Below are 15400 nucleotides of genomic sequence, written 5' to 3' on the forward strand. Positions count from 1 at the left end.
AGGCACATGAGGAGTAAACCAGTTGTCATTGGAATTGCTGGCGGCTCGGGTTCAGGTAAAACGAGCGTCACCAATTCGATCTATGAAAAATTTAAAGGACATTCCATCCTCATGCTTCAGCAAGATTTATATTACAAAAATCAAAGTCATATGCCATTTGAAGAGCGCTTGCTTACGAATTATGATCATCCGCTTGCATTCGACAATGACCTGATGTTTGAGCATTTGGAACAGCTCCTAAGGTACGAATCCATTGAAAAACCAATATATGATTTCAAGCTAAACACACGTTCAGAAGAGACTGTCCATGTTGAACCAAAGGATGTCATCATCGTTGAAGGCATCTTTGCACTAGAAGATGAACGTCTGAGAGACTTAATGGATATTAAACTGTATGTTGATACAGATGCAGACCTTCGCATCATTCGCCGCATTTTACGCGATACAAAAGAAAGAGGCCGTTCAATCGATTCTGTGATTGAACAGTATGTATCTGTTGTCAGACCAATGCATAATCAATTCATTGAACCGACAAAGCGATACGCCGATATCATCATCCCAGAAGGCGGCCAAAACCATGTGGCGATTGACCTAATGGTGACAAAAATTCAAACGATTCTTCAAAACCGAGCAGAGTAAATGGTGGAGAAGAAAAAGACCTTTACATTGTAAAGGTCTTTTCAACATCATGATAAAGAGAATAAATACCAATATTTCACTTGTTTCTATAAGTAGAAACTGCTTAAATATTTTTAGAAGGAACACCTTGAATGAAAGATTTGGTATGATAGGAAAACAATGATGTGAAATAGATGTAGAAAAATGCCGTTTTCAAGCTGAATATTGAAGTTGTTTCGATTTTGTAATAGTATATTAAAAAAACGACAAACAAATCATCACAAATTTTCAAACAATTCTTGATCAAAAAGCAATTTTGTAATAATATAGCATAGACATATCGTACACTGACCATATTATGTATTGGAAGATGGAGAATGGATAAGCTATTCTTCTACATATGATCGAAATGGCGAACGAGGTACAGGAGCTTCCTGTGCCTTTCCACAGTTTGTGCGATGAAGATAGATCATCTTTAGACCACTGAGAGTGGTTCTGTCTGAAAAAAGGCATAATAGTTGCATCTAAAAGGGACGCCATGTAAGATGGACTTTTACAAATATGGGACAGAAGGAATGAGGGCCTGAAGAAGTCCTCATTCTTGTATATTTCAGTCGTCACTCACGTGCAGAAAGTTTGTATGATGAGGATTAATAGAAGGAGTGAATGATTCATGGCACAAGAGAAAGTATTTCCAATGACAGAAGAAGGAAAACGTAAATTAGAAGAAGAGCTTGAATATTTGAAAACGGTTAAACGTAAAGAGGTTGTAGAGCGTATTAAAATTGCTAGAAGCTTTGGAGACCTCTCTGAGAACTCGGAATATGATTCTGCTAAAGAAGAGCAAGCATTTGTAGAAGGCCGTATCACAACGCTTGATAATATGATTCGCAATGCCAAAATTATCGAAGATGAAGGAAACTCAAATATTGTCTCACTTGGTAAAACAGTCACTTTCGTTGAATTACCAGACGGAGAAGAAGAGTCTTACACAATCGTTGGAAGTGCAGAAGCTGATCCGTTCGAAGGAAAGATTTCAAACGATTCACCAATCGCAAAAAGTCTGTTAGGCAAACAAGTAGACGACAAAGTAACCGTTCAAACACCTGGCGGAGAAATGTTCGTCCAAATTGTAAAAATTTCGTAATCACGTTTATACGATAAACACCTCGTCCACAATAGGGACGAGGTGTTTTTATGCGCAAAAAACGTAGAATTCAATGGACAGGTGCTATTATTTTTATGCTGCTGCTCGGTCTTCTCATGAGACTGGCAGAAATTCAACTGTTTTTCACAGAATCTTTTTCAAAGCTTGATATCAATTTAATACAAGAAAGTGTCAAACAGCGTACAGAAGAAGTGGTCATTTCAGATGGCCGCGGTGAATTTTTAGATCGAAACGGCGAAGCGCTTCTCACAAAAGAACAGCCCGCGGTTATCTTATTTCCTTTTCTGCAATATGATCTTCCTCATTTTAAACAAACTGCCTCTATTCTTGAGATGGAAGAAGATGAACTCAAAAAACAGCTGATAGAAACCAAAAAACCTCTGATTCTCAAAGATGACATCACGAAAAAAAAGTTGAAAGACATCAATGATATGAAATATTCAGGTGTTTACGGCGTATATATGAAAGAGAAGGACAAAAAAAGACTTGCCCTCCACACATTAGGCTTCACGAGTGAAAATCCAGAATTGCTCAGAAAGCGTTATCCTGACAAAAAAGAGCTTTCCATCCGTACAGAAATCGGTACTTTTGGGCTAGAAAGTACCTTTGACGAATTTCTATTACCCGAGCAAGACACAAAATTGTTATATCATGTGGACGGAAGGGGAAACCCTTTGTTTGGAATGGACGTCAAATATACAGCAGAGGCTCATTCATTTTATCCTCTTCAGGTTCAAACAACAATTGATGAAAACATGCAAGCTGAAATGGAGAAAGTTCTGAAAGAACAAGACGTCGAAAAAGGCGGGGCCGTTCTGCTCGACATTGAAAGCAGCAGCGTGCTGGCGATGGCGAGTACGCCAAATGTCACAAGCAAAAACCGGCATGAGGCAAGAAATTATATGCTGACTGCCATGGCACCAGGCTCTGTCTTTAAAACCGCTGTACTTGCCGCAGCAATCGAAAAAAACCTCGACCAGCCACAAACGATGTATGACTGTCGAAAGAATTTATATGGAGAGCCAGAAGGAACGCAGGAAGTGCTGAATCTGTCTGAGAGCTTTTCGCAGAGCTGTAATTATACCTTTGCGACACTTGCTGGCAAGCTTATCCAAACAGATGATCAAATCATCGAAAAGACGGCTGCAAAGCTTGGACTCATTGATCGAGCTGGCTGGGAAGGGGATGTCTATCATAAGCAGCATTTCAAACAGTTTGATCGTGAAGAAACCGGCAGTGTGTGGGGAGATAAAAGAGACAAGCATGTCAAAAAAGCCATTGCCCAAACCGCAATAGGACAAAAAAATGTCAAAACGACTCCTTTGCAAATCGCCAATATGATGGCATCGATTGCGAGAGGCGGAGAACGAAAAGAAGTGAAAATCGCTGAAAAAGTGCTGTATCAAAACGGAACAACGATGCTAACCTTTCAAAACAAACGACCGGAAGGAGACAGTATTGACCGCTATACAGCTCAAAAGCTGCAAAAGTACTTAAGGCAGGTGGTGACGTCTGACAAAGGAACAGGAAGAAGATTTCAAGATCTTCCATTTGATGTAGCGGGGAAATCAGGCACTGCCCAAACCGGCAGTAAAGATAAAAAGGGGAATCCGCTTTATCATAAGTGGTTTGCTGGGTACTTTCCGGTGGAAAAACCAAAATATGCTCTTGTCGTTGTTCACCTTGATGAGGCAAGTGGCCGGGCTAAGACAAATGATGCGTTTTATGATATTGTAAAAAAGGTCAATGAAATTGAAAAGAAACAGACATAGAACATCCCTTCATGTCATGTTAGAATAGTAACGACTTAGGGAACGAGGCAAAGGAGTGCAGAGATTTTGAGTAGAAATTCTCGATTTGAACATCGTGATAAGCGCAGAAAGGCGAATATGGTGCTTAACATATTAATTGGTATCGTTGTGGTGCTTATTTTGGTTGTCGCATCGAGTTTGTTAATTTTTAATAAACCGAAAGATACAGATGTAGCGAAAGAACCATCAAAAACGGCGCCTGCAACAAGTGAAAATAAACAAAACTCAGAAGAAGATGTGAAAGATCAAAAGAAAGACACATCCGATGATTCAGATGCAAAAAAAGAGGACTCATCTGATCAAGACGACGATACGAAGAAGACAGATGATGAAGAAGAGCCTAATAAAGATGCGTTAAAAGACGCCAAAGAAACAGACGGCGGCAAAACGAGTGACGTAGACAAAACATATGAAAGCGATGACTGGGAGCCTGTAGGAACAGAGCAATCCGGTTCACATACAGCAACCTATGATTCTAACTCAAAAGACTGGAAAGAAATGATCAAAGCCATGTCCTATGCGACGGGGATTTCAGAAGATCAAATGACGGTTCTTTGGTTAGGAAATAACGGAGGTCCTCAAGATGCAAAGGGAACCATCCGTGACAAATCATCAGGTGAACGCTACCGCGTGGAAATCACATGGGTAGATGAAAAAGGCTGGAAACCTGTAAAGGTTGAAAAATTAAAATAAACATGAAAAAAAGATAGCAGCCATGCTATCTTTTTTATTTAGATATTCGCCTTAAAATGAACAACCGCTGTATACAAAATCCGGTCATCAATCACAGTTGTTTGATGACTGACAGAATGAACAGTCAGCAAGATTGCCTGATTATGTTCAATTTGTTTTTGGATCTTTTGTTCAAGTTCTTTTAAAGACGATGCTTCAAAGAATTCAATTTTATCCTTTAGAAAATCCAACTGAAAATCCATTTGATTCACTCCTCCATACTCTCCATTCATCTTAATCTCTCTCCTCTAAAAGGGCAAATATTTTTCTACCCCTCCCAGTATTTTTTAGTAGGAAAGAAACAGAAGATGTGGTAGGATAAGAACTGTTCGACGAATTAAAGCATACTATACGCATAGGAATAAATAGATAAAGTGGAGGGAAAGAAAATGGGACGTGAGTTTCTTTCTTTATTTGATCATTGGGCTGAGTCTTATGACGAGACGGTAAGTGGTCATGACGAGCAGTATGAAGAAGTGTTTCGCCGGTATCCGGCCATTTTAAAAGAGATTGTAGAACGTTCAGGTCAATATGTCCTTGAGTTTGGAAGCGGCACGGGTAATCTAACAGTGGCACTGCTTGCAGCTGATAAGAACGTGTTTGGTGTTGAACCATCAGACGCCATGAAGAAAGCGGCTCTTCAAAAGGGAGTACCCGATGTGTTTCATGATGGGGATTTTTTATCATTTCCAGCACCGCCATTTGAGCCGGATACGATTGTCAGTTCATATGCTTTCCACCATTTAACGGACGAAGAAAAAAAACAAGCCATTCACACCTATAGCAACATCCTTCACTCAGATGGTAAAATAGTCTTTGCTGATACAATGTTTCAAAATCAAGCAGCACATCAAGCGGAAATCGACAAAGCGAAAGCCGCAGGATTCGATCAGCTTGCTGAGGATTTAGAAACGGAATATTATCCATCCATTGATGTGCTAAAGCAAATCTTTGAAGAAGAAGGTTTTAGCACGTCCTTTCATCAAATGAATGATTTTGTTTGGATCGTAGAAGCGAAGAAAAGGGAATGAAAGGATGTTTTTGATTTGAAAATCGCAGTCATAGGTGCAATGGAAGAAGAAGTGACAATATTAAGAGATCAACTAAAGAATGCTACACAAGAAAACATCGCTGGGTGTGAATTCACAACAGGTGTTTATGAAGATAAAGAAGTGATTTTATTAAAATCAGGGATTGGAAAAGTAAATGCAGCGGTCAGCACAACACTTCTGCTTGACCGCTTTCAGCCGGATTATGTGATCAATACAGGATCTGCTGGCGGTTTCCATCACACATTAAATGTAGGGGATATTGTCATTTCTACTGATGTTCGACATCATGATGTGGATGTGACAATCTTTGATTACGAATACGGACAAGTACCAGGGTTGCCAGCTGCTTTCGCTGCAGACGAAAAGCTTGTGAAGCTGGCAGAGGCATCGGCTTTAGAGATCGATCATATTCAAGTGGCAAAAGGAACAATTGCAACAGGAGATTCGTTTATGAATGATCCGGATCGTGTAGCGTTTGTGAGAGAGAAGTTTCCAGAACTATATGCGGTGGAAATGGAAGCCGCAGCTGTTGCACAAGTTTGCCAGCTCTTTGGAACGCCATTTGTTGTCGTTCGAGCGCTATCTGATATTGCAGGGAAAGAATCCAATGTCTCCTTTGATCAATTTCTTGAGCAAGCAGCGATTCACTCAACCGACCTTGTCTTGCGTATGATAAAGCAAACTCAATAAAAGAAGGGGGTTCCCCCTTCTTTTCCATACAAAGGAAGGGAATCATATGGCTGTCATAAAGGATATTACAGAATTAATTGGCCGCACACCGCTTTTAAAGCTGTCAGGGATTGGCATCCCAGATGGTGTAGAGGTGTATGCAAAGCTTGAAATGATGAATCCGGGTGGAAGTATTAAAGATCGTTTAGGTGATATGCTCATAAGAGAAGCATTGGCATCAGGCAAATTGCGTCCAGGCGGAACCATCATTGAAGCAACTGCTGGAAACACAGGAATTGGGCTTGCCCTCAGTGCAAGAAAGCATCAATTGCGGACCATTTTTTGCGTACCAGAACATTTTAGTCAAGAAAAACAACAGCTAATGAAGGCGCTCGGTGCAGAGATTATTCATACACCAAGAAAAGAGGGCATGAAGGGTGCGATTGATCGAGCCCTTGAACTAGAGGCAAGCCTTGACAATGCCTATTGCGTTTTACAATTTAAAAACCAAGTAAATCCATTGACTTACTATAAAACGCTTGGCCCAGAGTTATGGTCCGACCTACAAGGAAACATCGATGTATTCGTAGCAGGAGCGGGATCTGGAGGAACTTTTCAAGGGTGTGCTGCCTATTTAAAAGAGCAGCATCCGGCGTTAAAAACAATTGTTGTCGAACCTGAAGGATCGATTTTAAATGGAGGAGATCCGGGCCCGCATAGAACGGAAGGAATCGGCCTTGAATTTATCCCAGATTATATGGAATCTGCTTTATTCGATGAGATTTACACGGTCAGTGATGATGATGCTTTCCAAATGGTGAAAGAAGCTGCTGAAAAAGAAGGCGTTCTCATTGGAAGCTCTTCAGGTGCCGCATTATATGCCGCTTTAGAGGAAGCAAAGAAGGCAGCACCTGGGACAGTCATTGTCACCATTTTTCCTGACAGCAGTGAACGGTATTTAAGTAAAGGAATTTATGAGGGAGGAAAATAGAATGAAACCAAAAACAATGATGATACACAGCGGAACAACTGGTGATGAAAAAACGGGCGCTGTGTCTGTTCCGATATACCAAGTGAGCACTTATAAGCAGCCGAAAGCAGGCGAACATACAGGGTATGAATATTCTAGAACAGCGAATCCAACAAGAACGGCACTTGAAACCGTCATTCGTGATCTTGAAGGGGGAGCAAACGGCTACGCATTCGGTTCAGGGATGGCTGCCATTACGGCAGTCATGATGCTGTTTAACAGCGGAGATCATATTGTCCTGACAGATGACGTGTACGGCGGAACCTACCGCGTCATTACAAAGGTACTAAACCGTATTGGCATTCATGCGACCTTTGTGGATACAAGTGATCCTGAAGCGGTGAAAAAAGCAATTTTACCCGAAACAAAAGCGGTTTACATTGAATCACCAACCAATCCTTTACTGAAAATGACTGATCTCAAAGCGATCGGCCAATTGACAAAAGAAGCCAACATCTTAATGATTGTTGATAATACATTTTTTACACCTTATTTCCAAAAACCGATTGAATATGGGGCGGACATTGTCCTCCATAGTGCCACTAAATATTTAGGCGGCCACAGTGATGTCGTAGGCGGGCTTGTTGTAACAGCGACGAAAGAGCTTGGAGAAGAACTTCATTTTGTTCAAAATTCTACAGGTGGAATTCTTGGACCGCAGGATTCATGGCTTCTCATGAGAGGGATCAAAACGCTTGGACTAAGAATGGAAGCACATCAACAAAATGCGCAGAAAATCGCTGAGTTTCTAGAACAACATCCAGCGGTCACACGTGTTTATTACCCAGGTCTTGGTGCTCACCCTGGACATGAACTTGCGAAAACGCAAGCATCAGGCTTCGGCGGAATGATCTCTTTTGATATTGGAAAAGAAGAACATGTCGATGTGTTTTTAAGCCAGCTTAAGCTGTTTACAATCGCAGAAAGCCTTGGAGCGGTTGAAAGCTTAATCTCTGTTCCTGCTCGAATGACTCATGCGTCCATTCCGAAAGACCGCCGGGAGGAGCTTGGCATCACTGATGGTTTAATTCGTATATCCGTTGGGATTGAAGATGTGGATGATTTACTGAATGATATGAAGCAAGGACTAAACGCACTAGTGAATGGATAGATTTACATGCCACTACCTTTCTTTTACTATGTTAAGCTATCAATAGACATGTTAAACAGGAAGGTGATTCAAGTGAAGAAAAAGTGGAGTGGTTTAGTGACAGATTACAAGCAGTACGCTTTTATTTTGCTTGCTGTCAGCACCTTTTTATATATTGGTACGATCATACCGAACCAGCACATCGAAGCATCTCCAAAAATGCTGATGATGGGAATTGATTGTGTTTTCTTATTAGCAGCTTTTCTTTGTGTCAGACGCGCGATCTTTTTTCAAAAGAAACTGCAAGAACTAGATGAAGATTAATTCGAAAAGTCTCCTCATATACGTGAGGGGGCTTTTTTGATTGTATTGGACAAACGGACAAGAATAACTGTAGAAATTTAGTCAAAAACACAAAAATCATCTATATTACTAAAAACAGGTTTACAAAATGGTGCTTGCTGGATATACTTACAAAGTAATTAAAAACGTAAAGGAGGCTGAAGAATATGTTATTCGTATCTACTTGTGATCAATTCAACCAACAATTTCATCATGTCATCAGCCTGTGGAAGAGCTCGTGTCCTTCCTTTACCTTATACGGTGCACGCTTCAAAACTGTTTAAGTAAACGAGGATTTCACGCATCATCCATTGCAGGTTGGAAGACATTGTCTTTTGATCTGCATTTTTGTGTGCCCGCAGGTCAACTGATAAAGAAGATCTGCGGGCTATTTCGCATGCTGCGAACTGAAGGGAGGTGAGCGTATATGACAATCCATTTATTCTTTATTACATTGACGATTCAGCGTAAATACAAAGACATTGAGACCGTTCTTTATGAACAACAAGTCGAAACATTTTATGAAGAAATGAAGCAGAAACAACTAAAGTATATGAACTAAAACAGGAAAAGAAAAATTGGAAAAGGAGGAGATTGACATGTTTATGATGCTTGCAATGCTTGATTGTTATACTAGGGAGAAGGACCAGGTTTAGACACGCTCCACATTGATCACCTGCACATATGATATCCGTAAAAGGAGATTGTGAGGTGATCAATGAATGTCGATGTCACCATATATGAGGTTTCCGTCAGTGGGGCACGGGTATACGTCCATTCCGCATTCCTTAAAGCACGGGTACGGCAATCCATACCGGATGCAAAGAGAGCAACAAGAAATGCTTAGACGCTATATGTACAATTACAATTATCCAACTTATTGGTATTAAAGAAAAGGAGCAGGAAACAATACGTTTCCTGCTCCTTTTACATTAGTAAATCCAGCTTGCACCGATGATGATCAACAAAATGAACAGTACAACAAGCAATGCGAATCCGCCTGCAAAACCGCCACCGTAACCACCGCAGTCTCCAGAATAACCGCCACCAAAGCCCATAATCTAGCACCACCTTTATCTAATCAAGATACATTTATAAAATATGCAGCTCATGCAGAAAACGAAATCAATCTGAGCACAATTAATGAAAACGCCTATTCAGAACAAAATTTTTTAAAGTTCTGCGAAACATTTTCTGAAAAGATGCCGTCTAATCAATGACAACTAATTAGGACTAGGTCTTAAACTTTGTTAGGCGAGAGCCGATATGAAAAGTAAGAAAATTCGTAAATAGTTTTATTTACTGGTGCAAAGCAGGTGTTAACATTGATTCAAAGCTGGATTGGAAAACAAATGAGGGAACCAAAAGGCTTGTTCTCAAAATGGGTTGCCCGCTATATGGAAAAAAATCATCATAATATCAATGAATGGACGATTCAACTCTTAAATATACAAGAAAACGACCGGATTTTAGAAATCGGGACTGGAAGAGGCATGACATTATCGAAGGTAGCAGAAAAACTTGATCGCGGTAAAGTATATGGAGTGGATGCCTCTCGTCATATGATCAAATATGCAAAAAGAAAACATAAGAAGCTTGTGGAACAGGATAAAGCCGTCGTGACTCTTGGTAAAGCTGAGCATTTACCTTTTGAAGACAGATCATTCAATAAATTATTTACGGTACAGACCATCTATTACTTGAAGGATATTGAGCAGGTCATGAAGGAAGTGTACCGCGTTCTTCAAGTGGATGGAGAAGTATTCTTATCTTTCCAACAGCAGGAACTGATGAAGGAACAAAAACGGTCACAATCTTTTTCATCGTATAGTGAACAAGAGATCAGCCGCCTATTTTCAGCGTATCACTTTAGAGAAGTTTCGGTTTATCACTATGATACATACATCTGTATCAAAGCGTTAAAATGATGAAAATATTTCCCAGGTAATGAACAAGCGTTTAAAAAGAGGCTCTTCGTCAGAGGAGCCTCTTTGCTTACAATTGTATCCGTGATTGATGGGACGCAAAGTTAAAAAAGACTCTTCATCAGAAGAGTCTTTTCAATGTTATGTAGGCGCCAGCCAGGTGTGTAAGGAATGATAGTATATATAAGGAATTTGTTTGTCGATTAAGGATACCTGTCTGGCTTATTTCTTATATCGACACCGTTCTTCAAAAGTTTAGCTTTTTTTTCAATATTTTCTTTTTTATTTGACTGGAAGATACATTTTTCTCTCCGTGATAGACATTCTTCGCTTTTTTTTTCATCTATTGTGCCATTTGAAGCAGGGAATTGCTTCATAAATAGAGAAAATTGTAGAGACTTCATTTTTAAACAAAAAGGGAGGAATGAAAACATGTCGGGAAACAAAGGTGTCGTTTATAAAGGAGCAGGAAATGTAGCAGTTGAGGATATTGGATACCCTGATTTGATTTTAAGAGATGGCCCGGGTGTACCGAAAGCCAATGTGGGGCGCAAATGTGAGCATGGCGTCATTTTAAAAGTAGTGACGACGAATATTTGCGGAAGTGACCAGCACATGGTGAGAGGGCGTACCACTGCGCCTGCAGGACTAGTCCTTGGTCATGAAATTACAGGTGAAGTCGTTGAGGTTGGACGAGATGTGGAGTTTATTCAAAAAGGAGACCTTGTGTCCGTTCCATTTAATATTGCTTGTGGACGCTGCGTCATGTGCAAGGAACAAAAAACTCATGTGTGCTTAAATGTAAACCCGGACCGTCCAGGCTCTGCCTATGGATACGTCGATATGGGCGGATGGGTTGGCGGCCAATCCGAGTACGTCATGGTCCCATATGCAGATTTTCAGCTGCTCAAATTTCCAGACAAAGATCAAGCGATGGAGAAAATACTTGATCTGACGATGCTTTCCGATATTTTCCCGACAGGTTTTCACGGTGCTTATACGGCTGGAGTAAAGCCTGGTTCGACTGTATATATTGCTGGTGCCGGGCCAGTAGGTCTTGCCGCAGCACATTCCGCTCAGCTCCTTGGCGCCTCTGCGGTAATTGTCGGTGATTTGAATGAACAAAGGCTGGAGCAGGCCAGAAGCTTTGGCTGTGAGACGATCAATTTACGAAAACATGATCGAATCGGCGAACAAATCACGAATATCTTAGGAGAGCCAGAAGTTGACTGTGCCGTCGATTGTGTCGGCTTTGAAGCTTCAGGTCATGGAGATCAAGGAGAAGCACCTGCAACCGTTCTAAATACAATTATGGATATTACCAAAGTTGGCGGTAAGCTCGGAATCCCAGGGCTTTACGTCACAGAAGACCCAGGTGCCGTGGATGCTGATGCAAAAGTTGGTTCTCTGAAAGTGCGAATTGGACTTGGCTGGGCAAAAGCCCATACCTTTGTGACAGGTCAAACCCCTGTCATGCAATATCACCGCAGTCTAATGAAATCCATTTTAAGCGGAAGAGCACAAATCGCCAAAGCGGTAAATGCGACCGTCATTAACCTTGATCAAGCTCCTCAAGGATACAGCGACTTTGATTCGGGTGTGGCGAAGAAATTTGTGATTGACCCGCATGGGATGATTTCTCGATAATTTTTTACATGGAAGGGGCCGCTCAATAAAATGGGACGGCTCTTTATTGTGGAAAATCACATAGAATATACAAATCCATTTCAAAGGGGAGGAATCAGATGAATTCAGATCAGGCTAAAAGAAGAGTTGTAGAACAATTTGGGAGAAATGCAGAAAAGTATGTGATGAGTCAAACTCATGCAAAGGGAGCAGACCTAGATCTAATTGTTGAATGGGCAGCTCCAGAAAAAAGCTGGATCGTACTCGATATAGCAACAGGTGGCGGGCATACCGCAAAAGCACTGGCTCCATATGTGAATCAAGTGTTTGCGACAGATTTAACGAAAGAGATGCTTTCTAATACATCACTTCATTTAAAAGCGTATCCACAAATTTTTTATGTAGTAGCGGATGCAGAAAGCCTTCCTTTTTTAGATGGAACATTTGATATGGTCACATGCCGAATTGCAGCACACCATTTCCCGCACCCTGAACAGTTCGCCAAAGAGGCGTCTCGCGTATTAAAGTCAAATGGTCTGTTTTTCTTTATTGATAATGTTTCGCCAAATGATGAAGAGCTTGCACTATTTATCAATCAGCTAGAACGATTGAGAGACCCAAGTCATGTATCCTGTCTATCTACAGAACAATGGAGGAAATTGTTTTTAGAAGAGGGAATAAAAGAAGTAAGATCAATGGAACGAAAAAAACGTTATCCTTTTCAAGAATGGGTCAAGCGCACAACGAAAACTTTAAAGGAAGAAGAGATTGTTACAGAATACTTGTTAGATGCTAACGAGAAAATAAAGCAATATTATAGATTAAAAATGACAGAGGAAAAAATAGAATCAATAGAGGTGGATGACTGGATCGCTCTTTTCAGGAAAGAATAAAAGTACTTCATTCATATTAGTTATAGAAAGGAATCAATCATATGCTACATTTTAAAGGGAAAACCGTCGTCATCACAGGCGCAGCCAATGGAATTGGTGAATCGATCGCCTGGGGCTATGCAAAAGGAGGAGCGCGTGTGGTGCTTGCAGATATAGATGAAGAGAAGGGCAAGCGTTTGGAGGAAGAGCTGAAAAAAGAATCGTTAGAAGCTTATTTTAAAAAAACGGACGTGACAAAAGAGAAGGATATTCAACACTTAATGTCGTTTGCAGCGGAGCGCTGCAAAACGATTGATATCCTCATCAATAATGCTGGTGTCATGTGCACAGTATCGCCTTATGAATTAACGGTCGATGAGTGGGATCGTGTGTTACATACGAACCTAAGAGGGACTTTTCTATGTGCAAGAGAAGCAGCACGTTATATAAAAGAGAATCCAAAAGGCGGTTCTATTGTGAACATTTCATCCACCCGCGCGACCATGTCAGAGCCTCATACGGAAGCATATGCTGCATCAAAAGGCGGAATATCAGCACTGACTCATGCCTTGGCTGCTTCTTTTAGCCCGGATCACATCACGGTGAATAGCATTTCCCCTGGATGGATTGAAACGAAGGATGAGGAGAATCTTCGAGAGGTCGACCACAAGCAGCATCTTTCCAATCGAGTCGGGGCGCCAAAGGATATTGTGAAGGCTTGCTTTTATTTAACAGATGAAGACAATCAATTTGTGACGGGTACAGATTTAGTCGTTGATGGTGGCATGACCAGAAAGATGATCTATGCTGATTAACTTGAAAAAAACATTGACGCTTTGATCGAGGCGCAGTACAATATGTAACAATTCAGCTGAAGATCGTGATGAAATAAAGACACAGCGCAAATAGAGAAGAGTACATCATAGCTGTCCCGCACAGAGAACTCCGTTAAGCTGAGAAGGAGCTGGGAAGCATGATGGAACCAAGCCTCTTAGCTCTGCACCGGATTCCTTCGGATGGTGGTGCAGCGACATTCTCCCGTTACAGAGATGGGTTCATGATGACCTGCTAAGGTTCATCTGGCAACAGATGAATAAACTGAGGTGGCAACGCGGAGTAAATCCCGTCCTCAAGACAGAAATGTCTTGGGGGCGGGATTTTTTTATGACAAATAGGGGGAACAGCTATGAAAAAACATTGGCGGGATATGAGTTTGCTGCTTGGAGCCATCGGAATTGCGAACATAGGAGAATGGATTTATATGATTGCTCTCCATCTGCTCATTTTTCAAGAAACGGGCTCTGTGCTGGCTGTAACAGCCGTCTATATGCTGAGACCGGCTGCAGCTCTTTTGACAAACAGCTGGTCTGGCAGTTTGGTTGACAGGCTGAATCAGCGGAATGTGATGATCAGCTTAGATATCACCCGGGCTATCCTGATCGCATGTGTACCCTTTGCGTTATTTTCAGGACATCTGCTGATCCTGTATGTGATGGTGTTTCTTATTCAAATGGCACAAGCGATGTTTCATCCAGCTTCGATGGTATATATGACAGGATTGATCCCGGCGGATAATCGAAAACGGTTTAATGCCATTCGCTCATTATTACAATCGGGTGGATTTTTACTTGGACCCGCAGCAGCAGGTCTGCTTTTTTTAATCGGTACACCTGTTTTTTCAATTTATATAAATGCGATCTGCTTGTTGATATCTGCTCTGTTAACGATGTGTTTACCGAATTTGCTAAAACAAGATGCTGGCCAAAACGGCTTTTCCCTTTCAATGTTAAAAGAGGATGCGAAGCTTGTTCTTCGGTTTAGTTTGACATCACGCCAGATTATGGCGGTGTATTTGTTGTTTAGTGCCGCCATCACGGTACTTCCTACTGCCATTGACTCTCTTGAAACAGCCTTTGCAAAAGAAGTGCTGCTGCTGACTGATACAGAATATGGTCTTCTTGTCAGTATAGCTGGGGCAGGCATCATCACAGGCGCAGGTCTCAATTCGGTGATTGTGGAGAGGCTGCCTGTTTCGATCATGCTTGGGATTGGCAGTTTGTTTGTTGCATGTGGCTATCTCATTTATGCTTTTTCCAGCACATTGTTTGTAGCCGCTGTTGGTTTTTTTATACTAGCATTCTTCTTAGCATTTGCGAACACAGGTTTTATGACTTTCTATCAAACGAATATCCCGGTAGAGGTCATGGGGAGGGTAGCCAGTTTTTATGCTTTGGTTGAAGCCATTCTGACGATGATGATGACAGGGGTCTCTGGTGGACTTGCACATGTTTTATCAATCCGAACCTCCGTTGTCATCGGGTGTGTATGTATGCTTTTTGTCTGTTTATTACTATGTTTTGTCATCTTTCGTCCATTGAATGTCAAAAAAATAGTGCATCCTACTTAGAAAATTAAAAAAATTATGTTATGATTATTTAAGTAAGTTAATCAAATTGATGAGAAAA

18 protein-coding genes are annotated in these 15400 nt (G+C 41.1%); 16 read left to right on the top strand and 2 right to left on the bottom strand.

The features are described 5' to 3' along the window. Positions 1–6: 6 nt before the first annotated feature. From udk to ACP7A0_RS07195, 4 genes are all read left to right on the top strand, one after another. The gene (gene udk, locus ACP7A0_RS07180; RefSeq protein WP_024423106.1) at positions 7–639 is read left to right on the top strand and encodes a uridine kinase; all 633 of its coding nucleotides are present in this window, start codon (positions 7–9) and stop codon (positions 637–639) included. A gap of 652 nt (positions 640–1291) precedes the next feature. Beyond that, positions 1292–1765 carry a transcription elongation factor GreA gene (gene greA, locus ACP7A0_RS07185; protein WP_007501433.1) on the top strand — a complete coding sequence of 158 codons (474 nt, stop codon included), beginning with the start codon at positions 1292–1294 and terminating at the stop codon, positions 1763–1765. Positions 1766–1815: 50 nt separating this feature from the next. Then, the gene (locus ACP7A0_RS07190) at positions 1816–3558 is read left to right on the top strand and encodes a peptidoglycan D,D-transpeptidase FtsI family protein (RefSeq protein WP_426004682.1); all 1743 of its coding nucleotides are present in this window, start codon (positions 1816–1818) and stop codon (positions 3556–3558) included. A gap of 66 nt (positions 3559–3624) precedes the next feature. After that, positions 3625–4290 (top strand): YrrS family protein, encoded by a 666-nt coding sequence (locus tag ACP7A0_RS07195; RefSeq protein WP_034661482.1) that lies wholly within the window; start codon positions 3625–3627, stop codon positions 4288–4290. A 38-nt stretch (positions 4291–4328) separates the two neighbouring features. Here ACP7A0_RS07195 and ACP7A0_RS07200 read toward each other — a convergent pair whose 3' ends face one another. Continuing rightward, the gene (locus ACP7A0_RS07200; protein WP_034620637.1) at positions 4329–4532 is read right to left on the bottom strand and encodes a YrzA family protein; all 204 of its coding nucleotides are present in this window, start codon (positions 4530–4532) and stop codon (positions 4329–4331) included. A 186-nt stretch (positions 4533–4718) separates the two neighbouring features. Here ACP7A0_RS07200 and ACP7A0_RS07205 point away from each other — a divergent pair, with 186 nt between their 5' ends. From ACP7A0_RS07205 to ACP7A0_RS07235, 7 genes are all read left to right on the top strand, one after another. Then, positions 4719–5360 (top strand): class I SAM-dependent DNA methyltransferase, encoded by a 642-nt coding sequence (locus ACP7A0_RS07205; RefSeq protein ID WP_127687057.1) that lies wholly within the window; start codon positions 4719–4721, stop codon positions 5358–5360. A 15-nt stretch (positions 5361–5375) separates the two neighbouring features. Then, a complete protein-coding gene (mtnN, locus tag ACP7A0_RS07210; RefSeq protein ID WP_106039591.1) occupies positions 5376–6071 on the top strand; it encodes a 5'-methylthioadenosine/S-adenosylhomocysteine nucleosidase in 696 nt (231 codons plus the stop codon). Positions 6072–6117: 46 nt separating this feature from the next. After that, the gene (locus ACP7A0_RS07215) at positions 6118–7041 is read left to right on the top strand and encodes a PLP-dependent cysteine synthase family protein (protein ID WP_060596846.1); all 924 of its coding nucleotides are present in this window, start codon (positions 6118–6120) and stop codon (positions 7039–7041) included. A 1-nt stretch (position 7042) separates the two neighbouring features. After that, positions 7043–8191: a bifunctional cystathionine gamma-lyase/homocysteine desulfhydrase gene (locus ACP7A0_RS07220; RefSeq protein WP_034661473.1), complete on the top strand. Its 1149-nt coding sequence runs from the start codon at positions 7043–7045 to the stop codon at positions 8189–8191. Positions 8192–8263: 72 nt separating this feature from the next. Next, positions 8264–8494, top strand: coding sequence for a YrhC family protein (locus tag ACP7A0_RS07225; RefSeq protein WP_041815772.1), 231 nt, complete (start codon positions 8264–8266; stop codon positions 8492–8494). Positions 8495–8939: 445 nt separating this feature from the next. After that, on the top strand, positions 8940–9074 hold the full coding sequence (locus tag ACP7A0_RS07230; protein ID WP_008342648.1) for a YrzI family small protein: 135 nt from the start codon (positions 8940–8942) through the stop codon (positions 9072–9074). A gap of 166 nt (positions 9075–9240) precedes the next feature. Next, positions 9241–9402: a hypothetical protein gene (locus ACP7A0_RS07235; RefSeq protein WP_212040727.1), complete on the top strand. Its 162-nt coding sequence runs from the start codon at positions 9241–9243 to the stop codon at positions 9400–9402. 42 nt (positions 9403–9444) lie between these two features. Here the strand turns inward: ACP7A0_RS07235 and ACP7A0_RS07240 are convergent, their stop codons facing one another. Beyond that, positions 9445–9570: a YjcZ family sporulation protein gene (locus ACP7A0_RS07240; protein WP_080869492.1), complete on the bottom strand. Its 126-nt coding sequence runs from the start codon at positions 9568–9570 to the stop codon at positions 9445–9447. 267 nt (positions 9571–9837) lie between these two features. Here ACP7A0_RS07240 and ACP7A0_RS07245 point away from each other — a divergent pair, with 267 nt between their 5' ends. From ACP7A0_RS07245 to ACP7A0_RS07265, 5 genes are all read left to right on the top strand, one after another. Continuing rightward, on the top strand, positions 9838–10440 hold the full coding sequence (locus tag ACP7A0_RS07245; RefSeq protein WP_065098495.1) for a class I SAM-dependent methyltransferase: 603 nt from the start codon (positions 9838–9840) through the stop codon (positions 10438–10440). A 429-nt stretch (positions 10441–10869) separates the two neighbouring features. Then, entirely contained in the window at positions 10870–12084 is a 1215-nt protein-coding gene (gene fdhA, locus ACP7A0_RS07250; protein ID WP_066030614.1) for a formaldehyde dehydrogenase, glutathione-independent, read from the top strand. 98 nt (positions 12085–12182) lie between these two features. Next, the gene (locus tag ACP7A0_RS07255) at positions 12183–12956 is read left to right on the top strand and encodes a class I SAM-dependent methyltransferase (protein WP_066030615.1); all 774 of its coding nucleotides are present in this window, start codon (positions 12183–12185) and stop codon (positions 12954–12956) included. Positions 12957–12997: 41 nt separating this feature from the next. Beyond that, complete coding sequence (locus ACP7A0_RS07260) at positions 12998–13750, top strand: SDR family oxidoreductase (protein ID WP_426004688.1); 753 nt, start codon at positions 12998–13000, stop codon at positions 13748–13750. Between the two features lie 371 nt (positions 13751–14121). Next, positions 14122–15342 carry an MFS transporter gene (locus ACP7A0_RS07265; RefSeq protein ID WP_106036903.1) on the top strand — a complete coding sequence of 407 codons (1221 nt, stop codon included), beginning with the start codon at positions 14122–14124 and terminating at the stop codon, positions 15340–15342. Positions 15343–15400 lie beyond the last annotated feature (58 nt).

Origin of the sequence: Bacillus sp. DWP3-1 (genome assembly GCF_049896565.1) — a bacterium.
Lineage (GTDB): Bacteria > Bacillota > Bacilli > Bacillales > Bacillaceae > Bacillus.